The 21,717-nt window shown below is 31.5% G+C and carries 25 protein-coding genes; 17 read left to right on the top strand and 8 right to left on the bottom strand.

Annotation, left to right across the window (positions count from 1 at the left end; genetic code table 11):
* Positions 1-94 precede the first annotated feature (94 nt).
* Positions 95-1,372, top strand: coding sequence for a cation:dicarboxylate symporter family transporter (locus AK212_RS01055; protein WP_053028692.1), 1,278 nt, complete (start codon positions 95-97; stop codon positions 1,370-1,372).
* A gap of 151 nt (positions 1,373-1,523) precedes the next feature.
* Here the strand turns inward: AK212_RS01055 and AK212_RS01050 are convergent, their stop codons facing one another.
* The 7 genes from AK212_RS01050 to AK212_RS01030 all read right to left on the bottom strand — a co-directional run bounded on the left by AK212_RS01050 (position 1,524) and on the right by AK212_RS01030 (position 8,470).
* On the bottom strand, positions 1,524-1,877 hold the full coding sequence (locus AK212_RS01050; RefSeq protein ID WP_053028691.1) for a DUF4889 domain-containing protein: 354 nt from the start codon (positions 1,875-1,877) through the stop codon (positions 1,524-1,526).
* A 211-nt stretch (positions 1,878-2,088) separates the two neighbouring features.
* Positions 2,089-2,517 carry a pyridoxamine 5'-phosphate oxidase family protein gene (locus tag AK212_RS01045; protein WP_156304915.1) on the bottom strand — a complete coding sequence of 143 codons (429 nt, stop codon included), beginning with the start codon at positions 2,515-2,517 and terminating at the stop codon, positions 2,089-2,091.
* 61 nt (positions 2,518-2,578) lie between these two features.
* Positions 2,579-4,684, bottom strand: a complete 2,106-nt coding sequence (rsp, locus tag AK212_RS01040) for an AraC family transcriptional regulator Rsp (protein WP_053028689.1) — start codon at positions 4,682-4,684, stop codon at positions 2,579-2,581.
* 223 nt (positions 4,685-4,907) lie between these two features.
* On the bottom strand, positions 4,908-6,128 hold the full coding sequence (locus tag AK212_RS01035; protein WP_053028688.1) for a tyrosine-type recombinase/integrase: 1,221 nt from the start codon (positions 6,126-6,128) through the stop codon (positions 4,908-4,910).
* A gap of 723 nt (positions 6,129-6,851) precedes the next feature.
* Positions 6,852-7,019, bottom strand: coding sequence for a hypothetical protein (locus AK212_RS13555; protein WP_174841788.1), 168 nt, complete (start codon positions 7,017-7,019; stop codon positions 6,852-6,854).
* Positions 7,020-7,500: 481 nt separating this feature from the next.
* Positions 7,501-7,665, bottom strand: coding sequence for a hypothetical protein (locus AK212_RS13300; protein ID WP_154392004.1), 165 nt, complete (start codon positions 7,663-7,665; stop codon positions 7,501-7,503).
* Between the two features lie 13 nt (positions 7,666-7,678).
* Entirely contained in the window at positions 7,679-8,470 is a 792-nt protein-coding gene (locus AK212_RS01030) for a helix-turn-helix domain-containing protein (protein WP_053028687.1), read from the bottom strand.
* Positions 8,471-8,605: 135 nt separating this feature from the next.
* Between AK212_RS01030 and AK212_RS01025 the strand changes: the two genes are divergently transcribed.
* The 15 genes from AK212_RS01025 (at position 8,606) to AK212_RS00960 (ending at position 17,475) form a co-directional block, all read left to right on the top strand.
* The gene (locus AK212_RS01025; protein ID WP_053028686.1) at positions 8,606-8,812 is read left to right on the top strand and encodes a helix-turn-helix transcriptional regulator; all 207 of its coding nucleotides are present in this window, start codon (positions 8,606-8,608) and stop codon (positions 8,810-8,812) included.
* A 32-nt stretch (positions 8,813-8,844) separates the two neighbouring features.
* Entirely contained in the window at positions 8,845-9,117 is a 273-nt protein-coding gene (locus AK212_RS01020) for a hypothetical protein (protein ID WP_053028685.1), read from the top strand.
* 19 nt (positions 9,118-9,136) lie between these two features.
* Entirely contained in the window at positions 9,137-9,280 is a 144-nt protein-coding gene (locus tag AK212_RS13550) for a hypothetical protein (protein ID WP_174841613.1), read from the top strand.
* Positions 9,281-9,283: 3 nt separating this feature from the next.
* Positions 9,284-9,841, top strand: a complete 558-nt coding sequence (tscA, locus tag AK212_RS01015) for a type II toxin-antitoxin system antitoxin TscA (RefSeq protein WP_053028684.1) — start codon at positions 9,284-9,286, stop codon at positions 9,839-9,841.
* The gene (gene tscT, locus AK212_RS01010) at positions 9,841-10,149 is read left to right on the top strand and encodes a type II toxin-antitoxin system toxin TscT (RefSeq protein WP_053028683.1); all 309 of its coding nucleotides are present in this window, start codon (positions 9,841-9,843) and stop codon (positions 10,147-10,149) included. The genes tscA and tscT overlap by 1 nt, the downstream gene beginning before the upstream one ends.
* Before the next feature lie 92 nt (positions 10,150-10,241).
* Positions 10,242-11,114, top strand: a complete 873-nt coding sequence (locus AK212_RS01005) for a primase alpha helix C-terminal domain-containing protein (RefSeq protein WP_053028682.1) — start codon at positions 10,242-10,244, stop codon at positions 11,112-11,114.
* Positions 11,115-11,126: 12 nt separating this feature from the next.
* A complete protein-coding gene (locus AK212_RS01000; RefSeq protein ID WP_053028681.1) occupies positions 11,127-12,596 on the top strand; it encodes a virulence-associated E family protein in 1,470 nt (489 codons plus the stop codon).
* Between the two features lie 290 nt (positions 12,597-12,886).
* A complete protein-coding gene (locus tag AK212_RS00995; RefSeq protein WP_053028680.1) occupies positions 12,887-13,234 on the top strand; it encodes a hypothetical protein in 348 nt (115 codons plus the stop codon).
* Between the two features lie 4 nt (positions 13,235-13,238).
* The gene (locus AK212_RS00990) at positions 13,239-13,883 is read left to right on the top strand and encodes a pathogenicity island protein (protein ID WP_053028679.1); all 645 of its coding nucleotides are present in this window, start codon (positions 13,239-13,241) and stop codon (positions 13,881-13,883) included.
* Between the two features lie 813 nt (positions 13,884-14,696).
* Positions 14,697-15,035, top strand: coding sequence for a pathogenicity island protein (locus tag AK212_RS00985; protein ID WP_411841235.1), 339 nt, complete (start codon positions 14,697-14,699; stop codon positions 15,033-15,035).
* A gap of 24 nt (positions 15,036-15,059) precedes the next feature.
* Positions 15,060-15,767, top strand: a complete 708-nt coding sequence (locus AK212_RS00980) for a hypothetical protein (RefSeq protein WP_053028677.1) — start codon at positions 15,060-15,062, stop codon at positions 15,765-15,767.
* A gap of 60 nt (positions 15,768-15,827) precedes the next feature.
* Positions 15,828-16,289, top strand: coding sequence for a pathogenicity island protein (locus AK212_RS00975; RefSeq protein ID WP_231119741.1), 462 nt, complete (start codon positions 15,828-15,830; stop codon positions 16,287-16,289).
* 5 nt (positions 16,290-16,294) lie between these two features.
* Positions 16,295-16,648, top strand: a complete 354-nt coding sequence (locus tag AK212_RS00970) for a hypothetical protein (protein WP_053028675.1) — start codon at positions 16,295-16,297, stop codon at positions 16,646-16,648.
* Positions 16,641-17,123, top strand: a complete 483-nt coding sequence (locus AK212_RS00965) for a terminase small subunit (RefSeq protein WP_053028674.1) — start codon at positions 16,641-16,643, stop codon at positions 17,121-17,123. Before AK212_RS00970 ends, AK212_RS00965 begins: the two co-directional genes overlap by 8 nt.
* Positions 17,113-17,475 (top strand): hypothetical protein, encoded by a 363-nt coding sequence (locus tag AK212_RS00960; protein ID WP_053028673.1) that lies wholly within the window; start codon positions 17,113-17,115, stop codon positions 17,473-17,475. Before AK212_RS00965 ends, AK212_RS00960 begins: the two co-directional genes overlap by 11 nt.
* A 2,200-nt stretch (positions 17,476-19,675) precedes the next feature.
* Here the strand turns inward: AK212_RS00960 and AK212_RS00955 are convergent.
* A complete protein-coding gene (locus AK212_RS00955) occupies positions 19,676-20,053 on the bottom strand; it encodes a YbgA family protein (protein WP_053028672.1) in 378 nt (125 codons plus the stop codon).
* Between the two features lie 180 nt (positions 20,054-20,233).
* Between AK212_RS00955 and AK212_RS00950 the strand changes: the two genes are divergently transcribed.
* Positions 20,234-21,676, top strand: coding sequence for a sucrose-specific PTS transporter subunit IIBC (locus tag AK212_RS00950; RefSeq protein ID WP_053028671.1), 1,443 nt, complete (start codon positions 20,234-20,236; stop codon positions 21,674-21,676).
* Positions 21,677-21,717 lie beyond the last annotated feature (41 nt).

Below are 21,717 nucleotides of genomic sequence, written 5' to 3'. Positions count from 1 at the left end.
TGCGTGTGTGGTAGCGTGAGCTATTAAAAATTTTATATCCCAATTTATAATTATCTGATATAATTAAGCGATGTCAGATGAAGGGGGTTCCAACATGGCTCTGTTCAAGAGAAAAATTAGTTTGCCGATGCAAGTTATCATCGCATTGGTACTAGGTGTAGTTGTAGGTTTATTATTATTTGGACAAGATAACATAGCAAATTATATTAAACCTTTCGGTGACGTTTTCTTAAATTTAATTAAAATGATCATCATCCCAATTGTATTCTGTGCTTTAGCATTATCTATTTCTAACTTAGGGGATTCAAAGAAGATAGGTAGCTATGGATGGAAAGCAATTCTTTACTTTGAAATTATAACGACAATCGCAATTGCTTTAGGACTTGTTATTGGTAATTTATTCAAACCAGGTGCTGGTTTAGATCCAACGAAATTACCTAAAGGCGATATTTCTAAATATCAATCATCTGCATCAGCTGCAGAACAATCTACATATGGCAATCACTTTATTGATACCATTGTAAACATTGTACCAACAAACATATTTGAAGCATTAACTAAAGGTGAATTATTACCAATCATCTTCTTCGCAGTATTCTTTGGTTTAGGATTAGCTGCAATCGGTGAAAAAGCAGATCCTGTAAAAGGTTTCTTAAACGGAACACTTGAAGCAGTTTTCTGGATGATTAATAAAATTTTAAAATTAGCACCAATTGGTGTATTTGCATTTATTTGTACAACAGTAATGACGTTTGGAGCAGCTGCTTTAATTCCGTTATTAAAATTAGTACTTGTAGTTGTGTTCGCAATGGTATTCTTTGTTATCATCGTTCTTGGTATTGTAGCAAGAATGTGCGGTATAAGTATCTTCTCAATTATTAAAATTTTGAAAGATGAATTATTATTAGCCTTCTCTACTTCTAGTTCAGAAGCAGTATTACCAGTTATGATGAAGAAAATGGAAAGATTCGGGGCACCTAAAGATGTCACATCTTTCGTTATTCCAATTGGTTACTCATTTAACCTTGATGGATCAGCGCTATACCAATCTATCGCAGCGTTATTCGTTGCACAAATGTATGGCATCCATTTATCGATTTCAGAGCAAATTATCTTAATGGTAACGTTGATGGTTGCCTCTAAAGGTATGGCTGGGGTACCAGGCGTTTCAATCGTAGTATTATTAACGACATTAGGTGCGATGGGCTTACCAGCACAAGGTCTTGCATTAATTATCGGTGTAGACCGTTTATTAGACATGGTTCGTACATGTGTAAACGTAATAGGTAATGCATTATCAGCTATTGTTATCTCTAAATGGGAAAAGGTTTATGACAAAGAACAAGGTAAAAAGTATTTACAATCAATTTAAAAAAAGAAATCTGACATTTTTTGTACCGAGCGAATGCGTTCGGTACTTTTTTTCTACTTGAAAGCATCAATGATTTGTATTGGAGCACAACTATTGCATAAAAAAACTGCCAACGAAGCAATGTGCTTCATTGACAGTCATCTATGATCATTTACATACCTTTCATATCATGCATTTCATGAATTTTCATCATTAATCCATGTGGTACATCATCATGATCAACTTTAGATACTCTTGAGAATTTATCTGATCCTTTTTCTTTAACTAAAAATACAAAGTCGCCTTTTTTGACATTCGCTTTGCTATCAGAAGGTAATTCGATATTCTTTTCAACTTTTTCAGTTTGTTCATTGACCATTTTATCAATTGTATGGTCATTCTTCATATAACCATAATAGGTTTCTTTTTGACCACCCGTCATCATCATAACCACTAAAACAATACATACAATAAGCATGATAGCAATCAGTGCAATACCAATACCTAAACCCTTTTTATTTTTCATGTTATAGACTCCTTTAAAAAGTTCTATCTCTTTTATACAGAAAATAGTATTAAATTGCAATAAAATAATAAACGATATTAAATTGAACACGCAATGAATCATATCAATGACACAAAGATGTTGAATTAATAAAATTGACAAAAAAAGAGCGGAACGGAATTCATTTTGGAATTCATCGTCCCACGCTCAAATTCATAATACACTTTTTAAATTACACAGTAATCGTTACAGGCGTATCGACATCGTCATCGTTCATTAATGTTATCGTTTTAGGAACTACTTTAAGTACACATAATTTAGGATCTTCTTTTGAGTCAAAGAAAGTCTTATCTTGTCTTTCCCATAACCAGTCAATCACTTTTTGATCTTCCACGACTTCAATATTAGCTTCTATTTCAACAAAACTATTATTTGTTGTTTCATTGTAACCTAACAAAATATATGCGCTAGGATTATGTTTAATCTCTTCAACTTTAGTGCTTTCAGTACTTGTTTTCGTATATAAAGTTAATTCGTCATTATAAAAGACCATGTAACGACTGTTTGGTTTATTATTGTAAGCAGTAGACAATACACCAACTTTAGAAGTGTCTAACACTTTTTCAATTGCTTGAATCGCTTGTTGTTGTTCCACAATCATCATCTCCTTAGTTTACATATATCCTAAATGACGTATGTCTAAACTCATATCAGCGTGAATACTATGAAGGTTTAATACAAATATATTTAACTTCGTCATGTTTAAGTGTTACTTGAAATGCTGCATAATCCTTTTCTTGGATTAATAATTCTGTTTTAGGATGGTTGCATTGATCTAGTTGTTGAATGATATCTTTTTCAATATACACATCACGTTTATCTTGAGGAATTAAATGCTGTATTGAGCCGTGTTCATTATTAAGTGTATTGACTATGAAGAGTGTATTTTCTTTAAAATCATTTTCAAAAATATAATGCTGTTGACTATCTGATAAATAGCGATCATTAATTTTGTTGAAAAGTATCAAATGATAATCACCATCTTTATAGCACATTAAATAATTGTTGGCGATTTGAAACGACTCATTACTAAATGTAGCGACAAAACGATATAAATGCATGATAGGTAGCAGACTACCATGACTATTAAATAAGGAAATATACATTGGATCAGTTTCTATTAATTTGTAACACACTCCGCCACCATGTCTCATTAATTGATACAAATGACAAACGATATCTGATAATTGAAGTGACTGTGTACCATTATTGGTGTATTTGAAACATTTCAATGATAAATTACTATAAATAAATTGCGTGGAAGGGATATTCGATCCTTCTATGAAACGTAAATAATTTTCGAAGTGTGTAGATGAATGAGTGAAGCCGCGTTGTTTATCAATTAACACATTTTTGGTATCGATATTTTCAATATCTACAAAATAAAAATCAAAATTCATACGGTGCATAATATCATAGGTTTCTTGTAATGAACCTGTTTGTCTTAATAAACCGTCCACCATCAAACTAAATTTGATAGCGCGGTTTTTATTTTTAAGTTTAAGGTGTGCAAGGTGAATGTCATGGACAGACATTGTTTCAGTATCAAATACAAGCATAAATTTCACTAATTTTTTATTCCATTTATAATCTCGGTTATTTTGTAAGAAAATCATAATCAATTGATATATCATCTTAAATTCTTGATTGTTTTTAATTGTCACTGCCAGTCTAATATTTTTTTCGAATAATTTTTCAAAGCAACGATTTAATAAATTTAAATTTGTATGCCGGCCTACCATGTCGCTGACATCATTAATTAAGATTGCTGGTCTAGGTAAATAGGATAAATCAATATCAAAGTAATCATTAAATACAAATTGAAAGAGTTCATTGATGTTTTGAAAATCAATAAAAGCAGTAGAAAATTGAGTTTGGTCTTTCGGGTTGTAATGGGCCATATTGATTTGTGTTGTTTCTGTCGTTAAGTAATCGGTAAATTCAAATTGTGAAATTAAATTTAAAAATGATTGACTGACTGAACTACGTATTGCGATTGAAGGTAATGGTTCTAATTGATTTAACTTTGTACGAAATTGCTTAGGACTCACATCAAGATGTTTTTTAAATTGGTTAGTGAAATTGGTGTGGCTACTAAAACCTGACAATTCAGAAATGGTTGTAATGGAATGATTCGTTGTCATTAATAAACGGACGGATTGATTAACTTTTAAACTCGTATAATAATCTTTGAAATTGACATTCAACAAGCGTGCAAATAGATTAGAACAATACGATTCTGAAATCAGTGCATGTTGTGCGATATCGATTAGAGATAAATGAGATGTAATGTTGTCATTAATATATAGAACGATGTTAGATAATAATTGATTATCAATGGACATGGTTGGTACATATAATGTTGCATTTCTCACTACAGCTTCCTTATATAATGTGCGGATAATTTTAGACATTGTCTCACTATCTTGTGCTTCTTCGTTTGAATAATTAGAAACACACTGCAAAATTTGAGATTTTATAAAATGATTTGACTGTAATAAATGCCGATCAAAATAACAGTTAAAGAAATCGTTATCTTCTATATAGAAATAAGCGATAGGTATCTTTAACTCAATTAAATCATTAGCATGATTGATATTATAGAAATCCCCTTGGTTGACGATGGCAATATGATTATGGATTTCTGTCTTGCTGCCATTGATAGTCATCGTCAATTCATTTGTTAAAGAAAAATATAAAATCACATAATTAATATTACGTAATGGGGCGGTTGATAAATGTTCATGTAATCGAAGGGAATTACTCATATTTGTTGTTCTCCTAGCTTTTTATATTTATGTGCTAAACAATACGACTCAATTGAATTGTGAATAATAAAAGTAATTATAACTTAGAATTATACAAACATTAATATATCAAGGTTTGTGGAGTTATTTGAGTTAGGGTAGCAGAAATAAAGGGCATAAAAAGGGCGTTTTGTGGAAGTTTTAGCAATTTTAATAAAAAATACGCCTATAATGAAGACGTATTTCAACCAATATTTACATTTTCTAATTTATTCATCATATCTTGTGCCATCTTATCAGTTACATGAGTGTATATCTCTAAAGTTGTTTTATAGTCTGAATGTCCTACACGATCTTGTATAGCTTTTATATTTATTCCTAATTGTGCTAGTGTTGATATATGAGTGTGTCTGAGTGTATGTGATGTCACTTTTTTGTCTATCGAACTCATTTTAACAGCTTCTCTAATTGCGTTGTTGATAGGTGTAACTGGTATAGGGCTACCAACAGTATTAGTGAATATAAAGCCTCTATCCCTATAATTATTGTTCCATTGACTATTCTTTTTATTTTGCAACATGATGGACTTTAATAATTTAACACTTTGGGAAGTTAAACCAATTGTTCTATTACTTTTGCTTGTCTTAGTCGTTTCTTTAAGTCCAAAAGTATTTGTAACTGGATCATGAACATAATTTAAAGTACCATCTATAACTAGCGTCTTGTTTTCTATATCAATATTTTCTTTTTTAATAGCTAATAGCTCACCGATACGCATCCCATTATTGCATTGAAACTCCACTATATTTTTAATCATTTTCATATTGTGTCTACCATTGACGGTGACGCTTTGCTCAGCCAACTTGTCAAAACACTGTAATAACTCTTTGACTTCATAAGGCTCAAGATAATTATTTTTCTTTGCCTGTAATTGTTCTCTAGTTTGTGCTTTCTTAGGTATCTCAACCCTATCTAATACTGATGATAAATCTAGGTCGTAATGCTTTAGCATATATTTGAATATGAAACGAACAATTCCCATTAACGATTGAACATAGCTATAACTATATTTATCTGCCCATTTATTGATAATGTCTTGTAGATATATATGATTAACATTACTTATTAGAATATCGTCATCAATATCCGATTTAAACGTATATATCACTCTTTTTCTTAAGTTGACCGTCGTCATCTTTACGCCAGATGAACGCTTATAACTTTCAAACCACTCATCACATGCAGCATGAAAAGTTAGCGTCTTAAGTGTAGTAGGCGTCTTGTCATTTAGCTTTGCCTCTATACGCTCATTTAAGCGTTTCTGAGCCTCTTTCTGTGATTGTTTACCGTTCTTATTGAGCACAACGCTAGTACGTCGCCATTTGTTAGTGAGTGGATCTTTGTACTTCTCATAATAGCGATATTTAGTTTCACCGTGTTTATTAGTAAATTTCTCATGCCACATATGATCACCTCCAAAAATTTTAAAAAAGTACGTGGGACACCCTAGTATTAAGTATTTGTTCTATTAACATTGAGTTCTAATCGATTAGGAAGATGTTTATTTAAGTACTATACTCCATCTAAAGTGATTTTATTTTGCAATTTAAAATTCTCAAATATATTCTCCTTAATAAAATTTTTGTCTTCTATTTAAAGTTATATAGCAATATTAAGATGATTATTATACATATACCATACAATATACTCCAGATAGAATAAGTTTTTGTAATGATGCTACCATCTGTTTTTATAAACATATAAACGTTATATAAGAACAATATTAAGCATATGCACCATAAAATCATAAGACAGCTTATAACGAAAATCACTTTTTATGCCTCCCGTATATTTAGAGCATTAAGATGATGCTAATTAAAATGGTCCAATTCATAAACACTTAATGGTTCAAGTGCAGTTATTCAAATATTGTAATGTTACATTAAACTCCTAAATAGTTTGAAGATATATAATTTATAAGATAGCCCATCAAACAAAGTACACCGATGGCTAATATAAGAACCGAAAAAGTCCTACAATTATTCTTATAATATAAACCCTCGTTTTGTGCTAAAAAGAAACTTAATACATATAATATGATGCTGATTAAAAATAAAATTATGATAAATATTAGCATTACACCCTCCTATTAATTGATTTCAGTTGATCAGAAATGTTTTTTTAGAACCTATTTATCTAATTGTTTCGCAACTTCTTCTAATGTGTATCTAATTTCTTTTAAAGTATGATTTTCTGAAAATGTATAATTAAAAGTTTTTCCTTTATTTGTTTTTGCAGTAACAGTATATAAATCACTATCATATTCATAATTTATTTTATAGTTTAAAATTTCCATAATATAACCCCTTTTTAATTTGGAAAATTCATAACATTATTGTGCAGTAGTATTTTTATAACCTTGTATTACAGATTGCTTGTAGTCATCATATGATTGTCCAGGTTCAACGAACATTCCCGGACCTCCTCCAATATGTTGATACTTATCTGGGTTTCGAGCATAATCTTCAGAGAATGCCTTTTGTCTTTGATACTGTTCATAGCTAGGTGTGTTTGGGTCTTGTTGCTGATTGGATTGATTAGATTGTGATTGTTGATTACTTTGGCCATTATATTGTTGTTGTTGATTAGATGTTGTTTGTTGCTTTGAATTAACGTCATTAGTTTGATTAGATTGAGCCTTTTGATTATTCTGAGTTTGTTGAGTAGGTTGTTCGTTAGTATGTGATTGCTCACTATTCTGTGGTTCTTCATTATATGAATTATCTTGAGAACTTGCTTTCTGATTAGTATTCTTATCTCCTTTGTGAGACTTTTCCTCAGATTTTTTTTTTATCTTTCTTATCTTTATTTTTATCCTTATTAGGATCGTTAGACTTCATACCTGATTTTGTATCTTCATCTTTATTAGAAGTGTCGTCTTGAGTGCTGCATGCACCTAATATTAATGTGCTGGTTAGTAATACGCCGAACATCTTTTTCATTTGTATATCTCCTTTAATCCTCGTTTAAGATTATTTTTCCATCTTTAATTTTAATTTTTAATTTATCTAGATCGTTAAAAATCCCCTGATACTCTTCACGGTTTATAAAATCTGCTAATTTTTCACTTATTTCTTTATCTTTATATACATCACGTTTCATAGAAATTTCTTTTATATTGGTTTTAGTATCATCAATTTGTAATAATAAGTTTTCAAAATAAATTTTAGGATAATCGAGAGCGAGTTGTATAAGTAATTGATATATAAATTCCGTTAAATAAATTTGTACATGTAATTTCTCAAATTTTTCATTCAATAAAATATACGCACCGTTTATATAAAAAGTGTAGTTTTCGTTAGAAATCAAAGAATACATTTTATCCAACATATTATCAAAACTAATGTCTTCATTATTTAAAAATAGACTTAAAAGTTCGCCTGTTTTTTCGTTATTAGAATTATATGTAGAATAGTATAAATAATGTCTTAAAAAATGAGCAAGATTTTCTTTTATATTTTTTGCCATTTCTTCAGTATTTATTTTTTTCTCTATATCTAGATATGAAAATTCATCGCCATATAATAAGTAATTAGTAGAAACTCCTCCTATATTAGCTATTTCCTTCAGACGTTTAGCACTAGGAATTGAGATTCCTTTTTCCCATCTGCTAACTATACTGTCTGAAATTGTTTTTTTTTCGTCTAAGTTCTCTGATATTAATTCACCGAATTCTCTTAAATTTTTACTTTTATCTAAACGGATATTTTTAATTTTTTTACCCACTTCAGTTTTATCAATATCCATCTTTTCACTCCTTTTTTAACTAGGGAACAATCACAAACTTTCGTAAACCGACGTAAAAATATTGCTTTTATTTTTGTCCTCTGTTATTATTATACATACAGACGAGTTCCGACGTCTAGGAGGAGGTGGATTTTAATGAACAAAGTTCTAGGCTACAGAAAAATGTTAGGAAAAACTCAATCTCAAATGGCTAGAGAATTTAACATTTCAGAACAATCTTATAGAAATAAGGAAAAAGGTAAAACAGATTTTAAAAAATCTGAAATGATAAAATTCAAATCTTTACTTATAGATAAGGGATTGATAAACATTACTCTGGATGATATTTTTTTTAATCAATGACCGACGCAAAACTACGCGGAAGGAGTGGGTTTATGTCATATACTAAATTACAGGATTTACCAACTAAAGAAAATACTGCACTTGAAGAAAAACAAATCGTATTCCCAGTTAAATACGCAAAGCCAAAATTATTAAGCGAATTATTTAATTGCAGCTATTCAACAATTCGACGATTAATTATTTCATATGATGAAGATAATTTAGGTATAGAGAGTATGTATCTTGATATTAGTAGCACACTGACACTGGTAAACGTGGAAAAGTTTGAACGATTTCTACAACGCAAACACAAAAAATATTTATAAGAAAATGGAGGTGATAAACATGATGAAATTCACGTTTAATATATTGGTTCTTTCAATAATCTCATTCATAAGTGGTTGGTTACTAGGTGTACATGTAGCGTTTGCTATTTATCTATTAGGCAGCACTATAGCACTATTAAATTATGAAAACTTGGAGGCGTAAAAGATGGAACAAGAACAAAAAGACGTTATACAAGATATTTATAATACATTGGAATCTGTTTCTAAAGATGAAAGAACAGAATATAACCACACTGTTAGAAATGGCAAAAATGAATGGATTGAACCCGTGAATCGTGAGAAGCACTTACAAACATTGATCGAGTGGACTCTAGAGCAAATAGAAAATAATTTTGATTTTGAAGAGGAGAACGGAAAAATGAATAAAAAAATTGAAGCAGTAAATATTAATGATTTGAAAGTAGATTATAGCTATCGCTCATCAGATAATCCTAGTGCAGATGGTATTGTTGAAAATTTCGAACGCCTTGCAATTGGATATATCACAGTTAGTGTGAGAGAAGATGGGCTATATATCATTGATGGTATTCGTCGAGTCGAAGCACTTAAACAATTAGGTTATGTAGAGTGTCCTGCTGAAATGTTATACGGCTTAACTGTTGAAGATGAGGCACGAATTTTTGTTAATATGAATAAGTTTCATGATGAATATGATGAAGAGTTTGAAGTATATCCAGATATTGAAGTGGAGGACGCAGAATAATGAATTTTGAAATTAAAGATTTATTTAGTGATTTGGAAGTATTGAAAGATAGATTTGAGGATTTAAAGGATAATCACGGTTGGCATTTTGATGACTATTACCCTTATGAAACCAACCATGTTTTAACTAAAGATGAAACAATTAGAGATGGTTGTACCTACCACGAGAGACGTATTCACAATGATCAGATGTTTGGTTTGTTACGTCTTTATACACAACAGTTTGACGATATTCTTAAAAAATTTCATGAAATAGAAAAAGCGTCATCTGATATGAATAGTTTGGCGACTAAATCAGATAACGCATAATATACAAAATTTATAAAACACAAGAGCAATAAGAAAATACTCCATTTGTATTATAACATCTTTGCTCTTGTTTTAATACTAGGAGTGAGAAAATGGAATTTCAAAAAGTTAAATTGAATAACGATTTTAAAATTCATATAGTTCAATATAAAAATTTATATTCAAATTCTTTTAATAGTTCGGATTTTTATCGTTGGTCAGATTGGTTGAATAAACTCCAGATTCCAATGATTAACGATGATAAATATAACCGTGGTTTGTGCGTATATGGTGATTTTGAAGATATTGAGAAAGATAATCAAATTATTAGCAAATATCGTAGTGATGACACTTTATTAAACCGAAGTGCTATTACATTAGATTATGATGAAATTAAAGATTTTAGAAGTTTGTTCGAATCATTTAAAGCCAAATTAGAACATGTAGCGTGGGCATTTCATACAACATATTCATATACTGCTGATAAGCCACGTATACGTCTTATAGTACCTTTAAATGCGCCAGTGAGTGCGACTGATTATCGCAAGTATTCAAATGGATTAGCAAAGTACATTAACTATCCAGTAGATGAAGCCAGTTTTGTACCGTCACAAGCTATGGCTTTACCAGTAAAGAAGTCAAAAGATTCAATTTACATTTTTAAATATAATGATGCACCAGCAATTACAGTTGAAGAATTAAACAAGATGGTTGTCAACGATGAACCAATAACCGTTGATTACTCAAATCAATTTCAAAAGCGTGACAGTGCGTATTGGCGTGAAATTGCATTCGGTGTAGGTGAAGGTGAACGCAACCAAACATTAGCATCTTTAACAGGGTACTTATTACGTCGTTATGTGGACGCTAATCTTGTTTACGGATTGGTAAGTGCTTGGGCTACGACCTGCACTCCACCTATTGATCAAAATGAAGTCAATAGAACATTTAAAAGTATTTTGAAAAAAGATAGTAAAAACAAATAGGGAGGTCTTTATTTGGAAGATGTAAGCAACGAAGAAGTATTTGAGTTGATCGAAGAAAATAATCGTATTACCAATAATGATAATTGGCGTAGTCAATTAAGACGATCAGCGACAACACAAGCGCTTAAAAAAACTACTTCAAATGCAGAGCTAATCATGGGGAATGATGAAAGTTTAAAGGGATTAGTACAGTTTGACTCCTTTGAAAAAATCACTAAATTAAAACGTCTACCGTATTGGCGTACTAAAGATGATACTAATTATTATTGGGCTGATATTGATACGACACATGTAATTTCGCATATTGATAGATACTATAATGTGCAATTTAGTCGTGACATTATGGATAGCGTTATTGAAAAAGAAGCCTACCATAATAAATTCCATCCGATTAAGTCGATGATTGAATCTAAAAGTTGGGACGGAATAAAACGCATTGAAACATTGTTCATCGATTATTTAGGCGCAGAAGACACACATTACAATAGAGAAGTCACTAAAAAATGGATGATGGGTGCAGTTGCTAGAATTTATCAACCAGGTATCAAATACGATTCCATGATTATTTTATATGGTGGACAGGGAGACGGAAAATCTACAACAATCAGTAAATTGGGGGGACACTGGTATAACCAAAGTATTAAAGCGTTTAAAGGTGATGAAACTTATAAAAAATTACAAGGCTCATGGTTATGTGAGATTGAAGAGCTATCAGCATTTCAAAAGTCTACTATTGAAGATATTAAAAGTTTTATTAGTGCAATTGTAGATATTTATAGGGCTTCATATGGTAAACGTACCGAACGACATCCCCGACAATGTGTTTTTATTGGTACAACAAATGATTATGAACTTTTAAAAGATCAAACAGGCAATCGCCGTTTCTTTCCTATTACGACAGATAAAAATAAAGCGATTAAGAGTCCGTTTGATGATCTAACTCAAGATATTGTACAGCAAATGTTCGCTGAAGCTAAGGTTTATTTTGATGAAAATCCAACTGATAAAGCGTTGCTATTAGATAAGGAAGCAAATGAAATAGCATTAAAAGTCCAAGAAGAGCATTCAGAAAAGGACGCTTTAATCGGTGAAATCGAAGAGTTTCTTGAGAGACCTATTCCGTCAGACTATTGGTATAGAACGTTAGAAGAAAAAAGAGTGTCTGCACACGATGTTATAGATCAAGATTATATTAAATTATACGGTGACGGCAAATTAATTGAGTTGCCAAATACAAAACCAGGTGCGTATGTATGGCGTGACAAAGTATGTAGTATGGAAATTTGGAAAGTAATGATGAAACGTGATGACCAACCACAAAAACATAATTTAAGAAAAATTGATAAAGCGTTGAGAAATACAAGATATTGTGGACAAGTAAAATCACGTCATAGATTTGGTGAAAGTATAGGAAGGCAATATGGATTTCAAATAGATTTATCCCCTCATTATCAAGATTTAAAAAATGAAAACCAACATTAACGGGACAATGGGACGGCGATAGGACAGTAATGGGACATGTTTAAACCATTGTAGCAGTAAATGCCATGCTATAAGTGTCCCTTTGTCCTACTAGTTTTAACTTGAAGTTTTATAAAAATATAAAGTAAGAACACAAAATATATGTAAGTGTCTCCCTTAAGTAATGGGACAGTAGGACAAAGAAACTGAACCCTTTGGGAGAGTAAGGTTTGATAAGTGTACTAACAGTGTCCCATAAATAGTCAATAACAGGACTTTGGGACACCTACTCAACTTTTTAGGAGGAAGAAATGAATAAAACTCAAATAAAATCGGAAATTTTAGATTATATAAAAACACATGATGGCACAACTTTTGTAGAAATAGAAAATTTGTTTGAAGAAAAACACTTTAAATATAAAGGTGATGGAGCTTATACAAGTGGAGAACATCCTAACGTGATATTTTGGATTGGATGGAATCAAGATGCGTTTAATATTATTGCTGAGCTTAAACGTGATGAATTTATTGAGATGGATATTTGCTCACCAATTATTTACATGGTTGACGGAAAGGGTTTGAATTTACCGATAGTGAAATCAAAAAATATAAAAACAGACCATTGGCTACCAGTGTCATTTAAAATTAAGGGAGTGTAAATATATGAACGTTGAAATTATAGCAAATGAATTTGAAACTAGAGCAGCAACATTATTAAGATATTTTACTGGGCTACATGAAAGTAGTCATAAAATGCCTATCGCATTTAAGATATACAATGATCCATTTAATATTGTGTATCTAATAAGCAAAGGTAAGATGTACGCTCATGTAATGATAAAAGATTGTGAAGTGAGAAAATCTTTTGAGATTGCCTCAGTAAAGCATGCTGAGAAGCTCATAGAAAGCATTGAGGGGCATTATACTGGTTATGATTTACACGATGGCACACATGATACTATAAGCGATATGATGGCTAGTTTCATGTTTGATAATGATTATTTCATGTACGGACTAGAAACCTTTGCAGAAAGTAATAACAGTGACATGTTTGACTATATAAGTAGAGATTTCAATATAGATGAACTTGAAGGCGTTCAATCTAGTAATGCTGATGTTATAGGTAACATGGAGATGTTGTATCAGTTAGCTACTGGAATTAATGAACCTGCACCAGAATTAGTTGAGGGGTTGAAAATCATTACTGAGTTTATCCAGAATGAGAAGGCGAATAGAAAAGACTACTTAGCGTTAGAACTTAAATTAAAAGGCTTGAAGAACTCTTATTATAACGAAGTGAAAGCATAAAATGTATAGGTCATGCACTTTAATAGGTGTATGGCTTTTTTTATGAGAAAAGGGCGAGGTGGTCATTTTATAGTAAGTAGATAGTAATTTTGATTTCTATAAAAGTTATGACTCTCCAATTTTGGAGTGTCCTTTAATACATCTGAAATGATCATCAGAGCCCAAATTTGGTTTTTGTTCCAATACTATTAAATGATTAGCAGGGGCCAAATTTGGACTTTGCAAAAACCCTAAAGATTTCTCGTAGATAAAATAAAAAATATAATGTTCAAGGTTTGTACAAGGTAGGTAAAATGGTGCGATTTTAGATAGGTGCAAAAATTATGTTGTAAAAAATGGGAAGGTTTTGGGAAGGTAGTAAAAAAATAATATGCAAGGTTTATGCAAGGCAAGCGAATTTTCAAAATTTATAAAATGCCTCTATATCAACATTTTTAACTCATATCAATAATAAGGTTATGTAAAGGTTAGCAACTTTGAAAAACCAAAGATATTAATAAAATTAAAACTAACAAAAGCTAAACGTCCAGAATGTTATAAGGATCAAAGTCACATTTTAAAAGAACATATGTTTGTTGTTAGTGTCTTGTAATTAATATAACAAAATGCAAATAAACGCTAATTTATCAATGGTTAAAGTAGATTATAAGAAAATGTTAAATAAGATTAATATGGGAACGTAAGTTTGCTTTTCGAGTGTAAATTTAGTATAATAAAGGTAGTAAGAATTCGCTTTTCAAAGTAAAAACTACTCCTTTTTACATTTTTATTACGTGGTAACGTCCATCGAGAGAAAAAATGGAGGTTATAACCGTGAAAGTAATTGAAAAAGAAATAACAAAGGTACCAAACGAATATTTAAGGATTTATGAAACTATTCAAAACTCAAAAGATAAGTATATAACTAAGTCCAAGATACTTAACTTAATGGGGTATGAATCCAACTCAACTAATGAAAGATGGTTAAGAAATGCTATTAGTAAGCTGATTGATGATTATGGTTACCCTATTGGGTGCAGCTATAAAAAGCACGAACGTGGTCACTATATCATCACCACTGAGAAAGAAAAGCAGCAAGCAATGCAAAATCTTAAGAAGTTAGCAGACGGTAGTATGAGACGCTATGAGGCTTTAAAACGTATCGAATTATAAAATTAAAACGAAAGAGGTTTATATATGTACAATACAAACGCAACCAAAACGGGAAGTGCCTACGACGTACTTTTTAATGATCGAAAATATAAAGATTTATTGGATAAAGTAGATGAGTTTTTAGAAGAAACATTCATTATGTATCAACGTGGTTATAGATTAGATGCGATTGATGAGAAACAAAAACCAAAAGTGACACAGATTGAAAATGAATTTAAGCAATTTGCTAGTGATAAGATTAAGAATATTGAAAATCGTTTAGAAGAAATTGAAAAGGAATCGACAACTGAAAATATTTCGAACCCACAAGCTGAATTAATTAATAGACAAAATTTAAAAGCTCGACTTTCTTTTTACGATAACTCAGAAATCATTGATTATGTCAGAAATGCCGACCCTAAAGAGATAGGAGTATATGAATTAAGTTTATTACAAAATATTTATGAGAATCGTTTTTCTGAAAATGAGCAAGGGCAAATTTCAGGTACTTTCACACAATTAAAACAAGCAGTATTACACCCGTATGAGAATAATGAAGAATATAACGATTTAGCATATCAATATAATATTTTAAGACAAATTGGTATGGATAACAGGGGTTCAGTCATTAACAAAGATAAAGATGGTTACGTTGTTATCAAACCATTGGCAGACAGATATAACGAGCAATTAAAATATGCTAAAGCTAAAAAAGATGGCGCAAGAGAGCAAGCCTACGCTTATAGACAATAAAACATTACTCATATGCCTATCCTTTATTGGGTAGGCTCATTCTATATAATGGGGGTATCATTGTGGACAAAAAACATTAGTGCGCCGTATCAACAAACAAAAATCTCAGAATATGAGTTATTGACCAAGTACAATCCAAAGTATATCAATTCTAAAATTAAATTGGCCCAGTCACATATAAGCGAAATGTACCACTTAAGCACTTCGATAACGACATGTGACAATATTATGGGAGTGATTTCTGTCTCATATCCAGCTGATAAACTTGTGATATGGATTTGTGAAAAGAAAGCTGATTTGAAACGATTTAAAAATGATTCATCGGTACGCCTATCCTTATTAAAGCAGGTGCTAAATACCTATACAAAAGAAGAGCAACAACAGGTGGTTAGATACATGCAATCAAATGGCCGTATTAAGGTGTATGAGCTCATTGAACGATTACAGGTAGATTTATACAATGTTTATCTTAACAAGCCTATAACAAAGACTAGTAAGCCACAACAAGCTATGGTGGTGTAGTTTCTATGGCTCAACCAGATAAGGAAAAACTTAAAACATTCATATTAAACTATCATAATTACGTGAATGATGTTGAGCCAGAGGTTTCTGCTGATGATTTCTTTATGTTGAATGATGAGGAAGAAATATATTCTACACAAACTACACATACTGATGACCATATTTATATGAATGAGTTAGAAATATTAGTAGAGCGTGTTTGTACCCATAGAGAATTGATTTTGTTTTTACTTTTGCGCAGTGGTAGATCCACCAAAGATATAGCGCAAATTTTTGAATTATCTGTAACCAGAATCAATCAACTTACTAATCAATTAATAGATAAAATTATAGAAAATAAGGAGTGGTTAAATGGATAAACTAACGCCCAAACAAGAGCGATTTGCGAATGAGTGTATTAAGACACTCAACGTTACGCAAAGCGCTATAAAGGCAGGATATAGCCCTAATAGTGCACATGTAACGGGGAGTAGATTGCTGCGCAAAGAGAAAGTGGACGAATATATTAAAAGTAAGAAAGATGAGATTATGGACGACACCATTTTGTCTGCCAAAGAAATATTGTATCTACTTACGAAATCGGCTATTGGTGATGAGACAGAGACTAAAGAGGTTGTAGTTAAGAAAGGGACATTCGAACGTAATCCAGACACTGGACGTATGAATCTTGTATATAATGAGCATGTGGAAAAGGTAGACGTACCTATTAAGCCTAGTGATCGTTTAAAAGCACGTGACTTATTAGGTCGTTATCACAGTATATTTACAGATAAAGTAGATGTGAATATGGTTACTCCTATTTTTGTAGATGATATAGGTACCGATGAAACTTGAAAGATACGATATTAAGAAGCTAGAGAGTTATATACAAGATATAGAACATTATCGCAAAGAGATGAGAATTTTAAAGTTTGAAATACTACAAAGAACTACAAGTGAAGCTGCTAATGACGGAATGAAACGAAAATATGAAAAGTTATGCAACATTGTAGAGGGTGTAGATCAACTCATAGAGGAAGCAGATAAGGAAACAAAAGAGATTATACGTTTAAGATATTGGGATTGTCCTATTGGGTGCTATTTATGGCAAGATATAGCCGATTATTACGGTATGAGTAAAACGTCAATTTTACGCAGACGTGACGCTATTATTAGACGTTTAGCAGTGCTTATAGGCTATGTGTAGAACTGATAAAACTAAAACTTTAAAATAGGGAAGTGGTGTAACCAGTCCAAATATGGATAGTGAGAGAAATATTGTAAATTCATCTTTACACACTAATAAAAACTTTTAACAATTATTTAATAGACATTATCTATAAAAAAAGAGATAATAATTTCCAGAGGCTAATATAAAGCTTCAGCTGTCCTATAGAGTTTATTACACAAACCCCTTAGCTATACGTGGATATGTAATGGTTAAAAGAGGCTTAACCTTAATGGTTGGTCTCTTTTATATATACAAAAAACCTCATTAATCAATTGACTAATGAGGAGAGTTTATTTTATGAGCTTAGTTTAATATACCCATGCTTAAATTAATATAAACATGTTTATATTGTTATTCTGTGATTATTCATGACGAAACACATTTTTAAAGACGCTGAGAGACGTATTCTAATGCAGCGAGAAATAAGAATACGTACAAATAATATTGATCGTTGCAAATACAAGAGTGGAATTTCACGTGTAAAATCACTATATGTCATCAAATATTAATAGTAGAAAAACAATAATGAATATGTAATAATTAACGTATGAGGTTACCTTTGTAATAGACTTTTCTTACATTATATCCTTTGCGTCTATTGATACAATTCATTCTTACTTAGGTAATCTCTAACTTTGTTAAGTATACGGCATAAGACTCGAGGGGCTGAAGGCCCCTTTTTTTATACTATGAATATTGACTATGATGGTGAGTGTACATTAACTGAAATATAAAAAATAAGTTTTTAAATATATGGTTATGTGGTAAACTAAATATATGTTGAATTCCCTTCAACATATAGAAATGTTTTAACACAAGCATTTCTCAAACTTTTCCTTTTATTGAGGCAAATCCTAGCGATTGCCTCAATTTTTATGTTATGATTTACTTACTCTCGAAAAGAGAGAGCGTGTTTTAGATTAGTATCTTTAGATACTATTGTAAGTCAACGATATCATTTTGAAAACATTCTCCCCTGAAAGATGTTTTCGAACCCCTTTCGCCACATCTTAATTGATGTGGTTTTTTTAGTTTTAATGAACTGCAAATAGCATAATATTTAAAAGTAAATATATTTTAAAACAGAGGGCGAAAAAAGGGCGGATTATTGAAATAAAGGGCAATGCTATGGATAATCATTTTTCAAAAATCAAACTAAATATACTTATATATCAATGTTTTGAAAGGGTGTAGAACACATTGATATTGTGATGTAATAATAAAAGTAATTATAAATTAAAAGTAAGAAAAAATTAATAACTAAAAATAAAAAAATTTCGCTACTATCTTGTGAAAGCGATAAAAATTTTCTCTTAGAAGCAACTTAATTAAAAGATTGAAAATATAGCGTCGCTTATTTGGAAAATTTTAATAGCGTAGAACAACTTAATTTAAGGCATACTATATATAGATTTCGCGATAGCTTTAATTAAATACCATTCTCATTGATTTAGTTAATAATTACGAAATCATATATTTATTAATTCTGTATCAACATCATGACATCACAACATAAAATATTGATACATCAAGATAAGCTTATAATTAAATGATTGAGATTAAAATCTGCCATCACATTCATGTTAATGATGCATATACAATCAACAACTTAAACTTATCACTTCTATATGACGTTAAGACACAACATCATGAAATTTCCATCCTACACAATTGAAGTTTATTATAACTTTATAGGTCATATAGAAGTTTTGCTCATGAACAGCACGATTAAACAACAAGACCGAATACGAGCACGAATAAGTGAAATAACAGTCAGACATCACAACTTAGATTTATACATCATAGAATAAGAAATGTATATGTGTCATTAGCACAGGTATTAGCAGTAGCATGCTAGTGTATATTATTAAGGAGCCTAACTCCCCCCAATTACTAAATCACTAATGCATAAGCAACAGTTTTTATATCTATTTTCCTTAAATATACAGATTTAATTATAAGTGAAACCATCAAGAATAATATTTTACAGAAAAACAGAATTAATTTTAAAAAAAGTTGGGACAACATTTACGTCGTCTCAACTTTTTTTATAGAATTAAGAACACAACAAACGTGTTTTGAACTATAGCCGAATGACACATGATCATGCCTAGTTAACGGTATGGGTAAAAAGTTTGAAATGCTATGTAACGCAAGTCAAGCTAAACATGAATCGCTATGCTTCTATATTAAGAAGCGTACTATTTTGTAAGTAGGACACATGATATTTATCGGCTAAATGTTTTAAAAATATTAACAAATCAGTGCTCTGAATGATGTCTTGATTAAAATCAGCTTTAAGCTTGGCTGCGCGCTCTTTTTCAAGGTCATTTGCTTTATGTTTGAAATATCCCCACATATGGTCATAAGCATTTATAATCGTTCCATGTGTTGGTGTTGTGTTAAGTGCGTCATCAATTGCCTGCTGAACGTCTGATAAAGTAGGGGACTGTTTAAGCAGTTCGCGAATAGCATTATAATGTTGTTGACTGTGGTATAACACATTATATTTTTCTTCGCGCCATAATTTTTCGATATAGCCACGTTCTTTCATCAAATATCGCCTCGCTTACTAAATGTTGTATCGTCATTTATTTCGTTCCCGAAAGTTTATATCATGAACCTTAAATATGAACAAATGGTGAAAATAAAAAAGCGTATTGCGTTATTTTTTGGAACCGGTTACAATTAAATTAATAAATAGAACCGGTTCCATTCAATAGGAGGGAAAGTAATGAACTATAAAAAGTCAGCTGAAGATATTCTTGAGGCTATAGGCGGTGAAGACAATTTAGATGCAATGGCGCACTGCGCTACAAGATTAAGACTTGTGCTCAACGATGAAAGTAAGGTAGATGAAGATGCTTTATCAAACATGGATGTTGTTAAAGGAACATTCTCAACGGGTGGTCAATACCAAATTATCATTGGTTCAGGCACGGTTAATAAGGTGTTTAATGAACTTGAACATATAACAGGTAAAGAAGCTTCAACAACGTCAGATGTAAAAGATAAATCAACGCAAAATATGAATCCATTACAGCGATTCGTGAAGATGCTCTCAGATATTTTTGTTCCTATTATTCCAGCCATTGTAGCTGGTGGGTTATTAATGGGGATTAATAATATATTAACTGCACCTGATCTCTTTTATGATCATCAATCGTTGATAGATGTTCATAGTCAATTTGCCGGCTTAGCAGATATGATTAATATTTTTGCGAATGCGCCGTTTACGCTGTTACCTATACTAATTGGATTTAGTGCAGCGAAACGCTTCGGAGGTAACCCTTTCTTGGGTGCAGCACTAGGTATGATTCTCGTACATCCATCATTAATGAGTGCTTATGATTTTCCTAAAGCTGTAGAAGCGGGTAAAGCCATTCCACATTGGGACTTGTTTGGTCTACATATTAATCAAGTCGGTTATCAAGGACAAGTATTACCAATGTTGGTGGCTGCCTATATTTTAGCTACGATTGAAAAAGGATTACGAAAAGTGATTCCTACAGTATTAGATAATTTATTAACACCGTTATTATCTATATTAGTAACAGCCTTTTTAACATTCTTATTTGTAGGTCCAATAACTAGACAACTTGGGTATTGGTTATCAGATGGCTTAACATGGTTATATGACTTTGGTGGTGCCATTGGTGGATTTATCTTTGGTCTATTCTATGCACCAATTGTTATTACAGGTATGCATCATAGTTTTATTGCTGTAGAGACAACGTTAATTGCTGATCAAGCGAAAACAGGTGGATCATTTATCTTCCCAATCGCAACAATGTCTAACGTGGCACAAGGTGGTGCGGCACTCGCAGCATTTATCATCATTAAAAATAATAAAAAGTTAAAAGGTGTTGCCTCAGCAGCAGGTGTTTCAGCATTGTTAGGAATTACAGAACCAGCTATGTTTGGTGTGAATCTTAAATTAAGATATCCATTTATTGGCGCAATTATTGGTTCTGCTATAGGCTCGGCTTATATTTCATTCTTTAAAGTTAAAGCCATCGCTTTAGGTACAGCAGGATTACCAGGGTTTATTTCAATTAATCCAGCACACGCAGGGTGGTTACATTACTTTGTTGGTATGCTGATTGCCTTTATTGTATCTGTAGCGATAACATTTATTTTATCCCGACGAAACGCTTATCGAACTACCGCTGAATAAATAACAAAACCGGTCTTCTGAATGTCTCAGAAGACCGGTTT

Source organism: Staphylococcus borealis (assembly GCF_001224225.1).
In the GTDB taxonomy this organism is placed as follows: Bacteria; Bacillota; Bacilli; order Staphylococcales; family Staphylococcaceae; genus Staphylococcus; species Staphylococcus borealis.
This window is presented reverse-complemented; position numbering and strand designations above follow the sequence as displayed.

What these genes read in the sequence shown, in the direction of transcription:
- AK212_RS13300 (WP_154392004.1), bottom strand. Translation starts at nt 7,665, where the DNA reads ATGAAAAAGATGTTCGGCGTATTACTAACCAGCACATTAATATTAGGT.
- AK212_RS00990 (WP_053028679.1), top strand. Translation starts at nt 13,239, where the DNA reads ATGAACGTTGAAATTATAGCAAATGAATTTGAAACTAGAGCAGCAACA.
- AK212_RS01005 (WP_053028682.1), top strand. Translation starts at nt 10,242, where the DNA reads ATGGAATTTCAAAAAGTTAAATTGAATAACGATTTTAAAATTCATATA.
- AK212_RS00950 (WP_053028671.1), top strand. Translation starts at nt 20,234, where the DNA reads ATGAACTATAAAAAGTCAGCTGAAGATATTCTTGAGGCTATAGGCGGT.
- AK212_RS01045 (WP_156304915.1), bottom strand. Translation starts at nt 2,517, where the DNA reads ATGATTGTGGAACAACAACAAGCGATTCAAGCAATTGAAAAAGTGTTA.
- AK212_RS13550 (WP_174841613.1), top strand. Translation starts at nt 9,137, where the DNA reads ATGATGAAATTCACGTTTAATATATTGGTTCTTTCAATAATCTCATTC.
- tscA (WP_053028684.1), top strand. Translation starts at nt 9,284, where the DNA reads ATGGAACAAGAACAAAAAGACGTTATACAAGATATTTATAATACATTG.
- AK212_RS00970 (WP_053028675.1), top strand. Translation starts at nt 16,295, where the DNA reads ATGGCTCAACCAGATAAGGAAAAACTTAAAACATTCATATTAAACTAT.
- AK212_RS13555 (WP_174841788.1), bottom strand. Translation starts at nt 7,019, where the DNA reads ATGGAAATTTTAAACTATAAAATAAATTATGAATATGATAGTGATTTA.
- AK212_RS00955 (WP_053028672.1), bottom strand. Translation starts at nt 20,053, where the DNA reads ATGAAAGAACGTGGCTATATCGAAAAATTATGGCGCGAAGAAAAATAT.
- AK212_RS01020 (WP_053028685.1), top strand. Translation starts at nt 8,845, where the DNA reads ATGTCATATACTAAATTACAGGATTTACCAACTAAAGAAAATACTGCA.
- AK212_RS01025 (WP_053028686.1), top strand. Translation starts at nt 8,606, where the DNA reads ATGAACAAAGTTCTAGGCTACAGAAAAATGTTAGGAAAAACTCAATCT.
- AK212_RS00980 (WP_053028677.1), top strand. Translation starts at nt 15,060, where the DNA reads ATGTACAATACAAACGCAACCAAAACGGGAAGTGCCTACGACGTACTT.
- AK212_RS01030 (WP_053028687.1), bottom strand. Translation starts at nt 8,470, where the DNA reads ATGGATATTGATAAAACTGAAGTGGGTAAAAAAATTAAAAATATCCGT.
- AK212_RS01035 (WP_053028688.1), bottom strand. Translation starts at nt 6,128, where the DNA reads ATGTGGCATGAGAAATTTACTAATAAACACGGTGAAACTAAATATCGC.
- rsp (WP_053028689.1), bottom strand. Translation starts at nt 4,684, where the DNA reads ATGAGTAATTCCCTTCGATTACATGAACATTTATCAACCGCCCCATTA.
- AK212_RS00965 (WP_053028674.1), top strand. Translation starts at nt 16,641, where the DNA reads ATGGATAAACTAACGCCCAAACAAGAGCGATTTGCGAATGAGTGTATT.
- AK212_RS01055 (WP_053028692.1), top strand. Translation starts at nt 95, where the DNA reads ATGGCTCTGTTCAAGAGAAAAATTAGTTTGCCGATGCAAGTTATCATC.
- AK212_RS01050 (WP_053028691.1), bottom strand. Translation starts at nt 1,877, where the DNA reads ATGAAAAATAAAAAGGGTTTAGGTATTGGTATTGCACTGATTGCTATC.
- AK212_RS00995 (WP_053028680.1), top strand. Translation starts at nt 12,887, where the DNA reads ATGAATAAAACTCAAATAAAATCGGAAATTTTAGATTATATAAAAACA.
- AK212_RS00960 (WP_053028673.1), top strand. Translation starts at nt 17,113, where the DNA reads ATGAAACTTGAAAGATACGATATTAAGAAGCTAGAGAGTTATATACAA.
- tscT (WP_053028683.1), top strand. Translation starts at nt 9,841, where the DNA reads ATGAATTTTGAAATTAAAGATTTATTTAGTGATTTGGAAGTATTGAAA.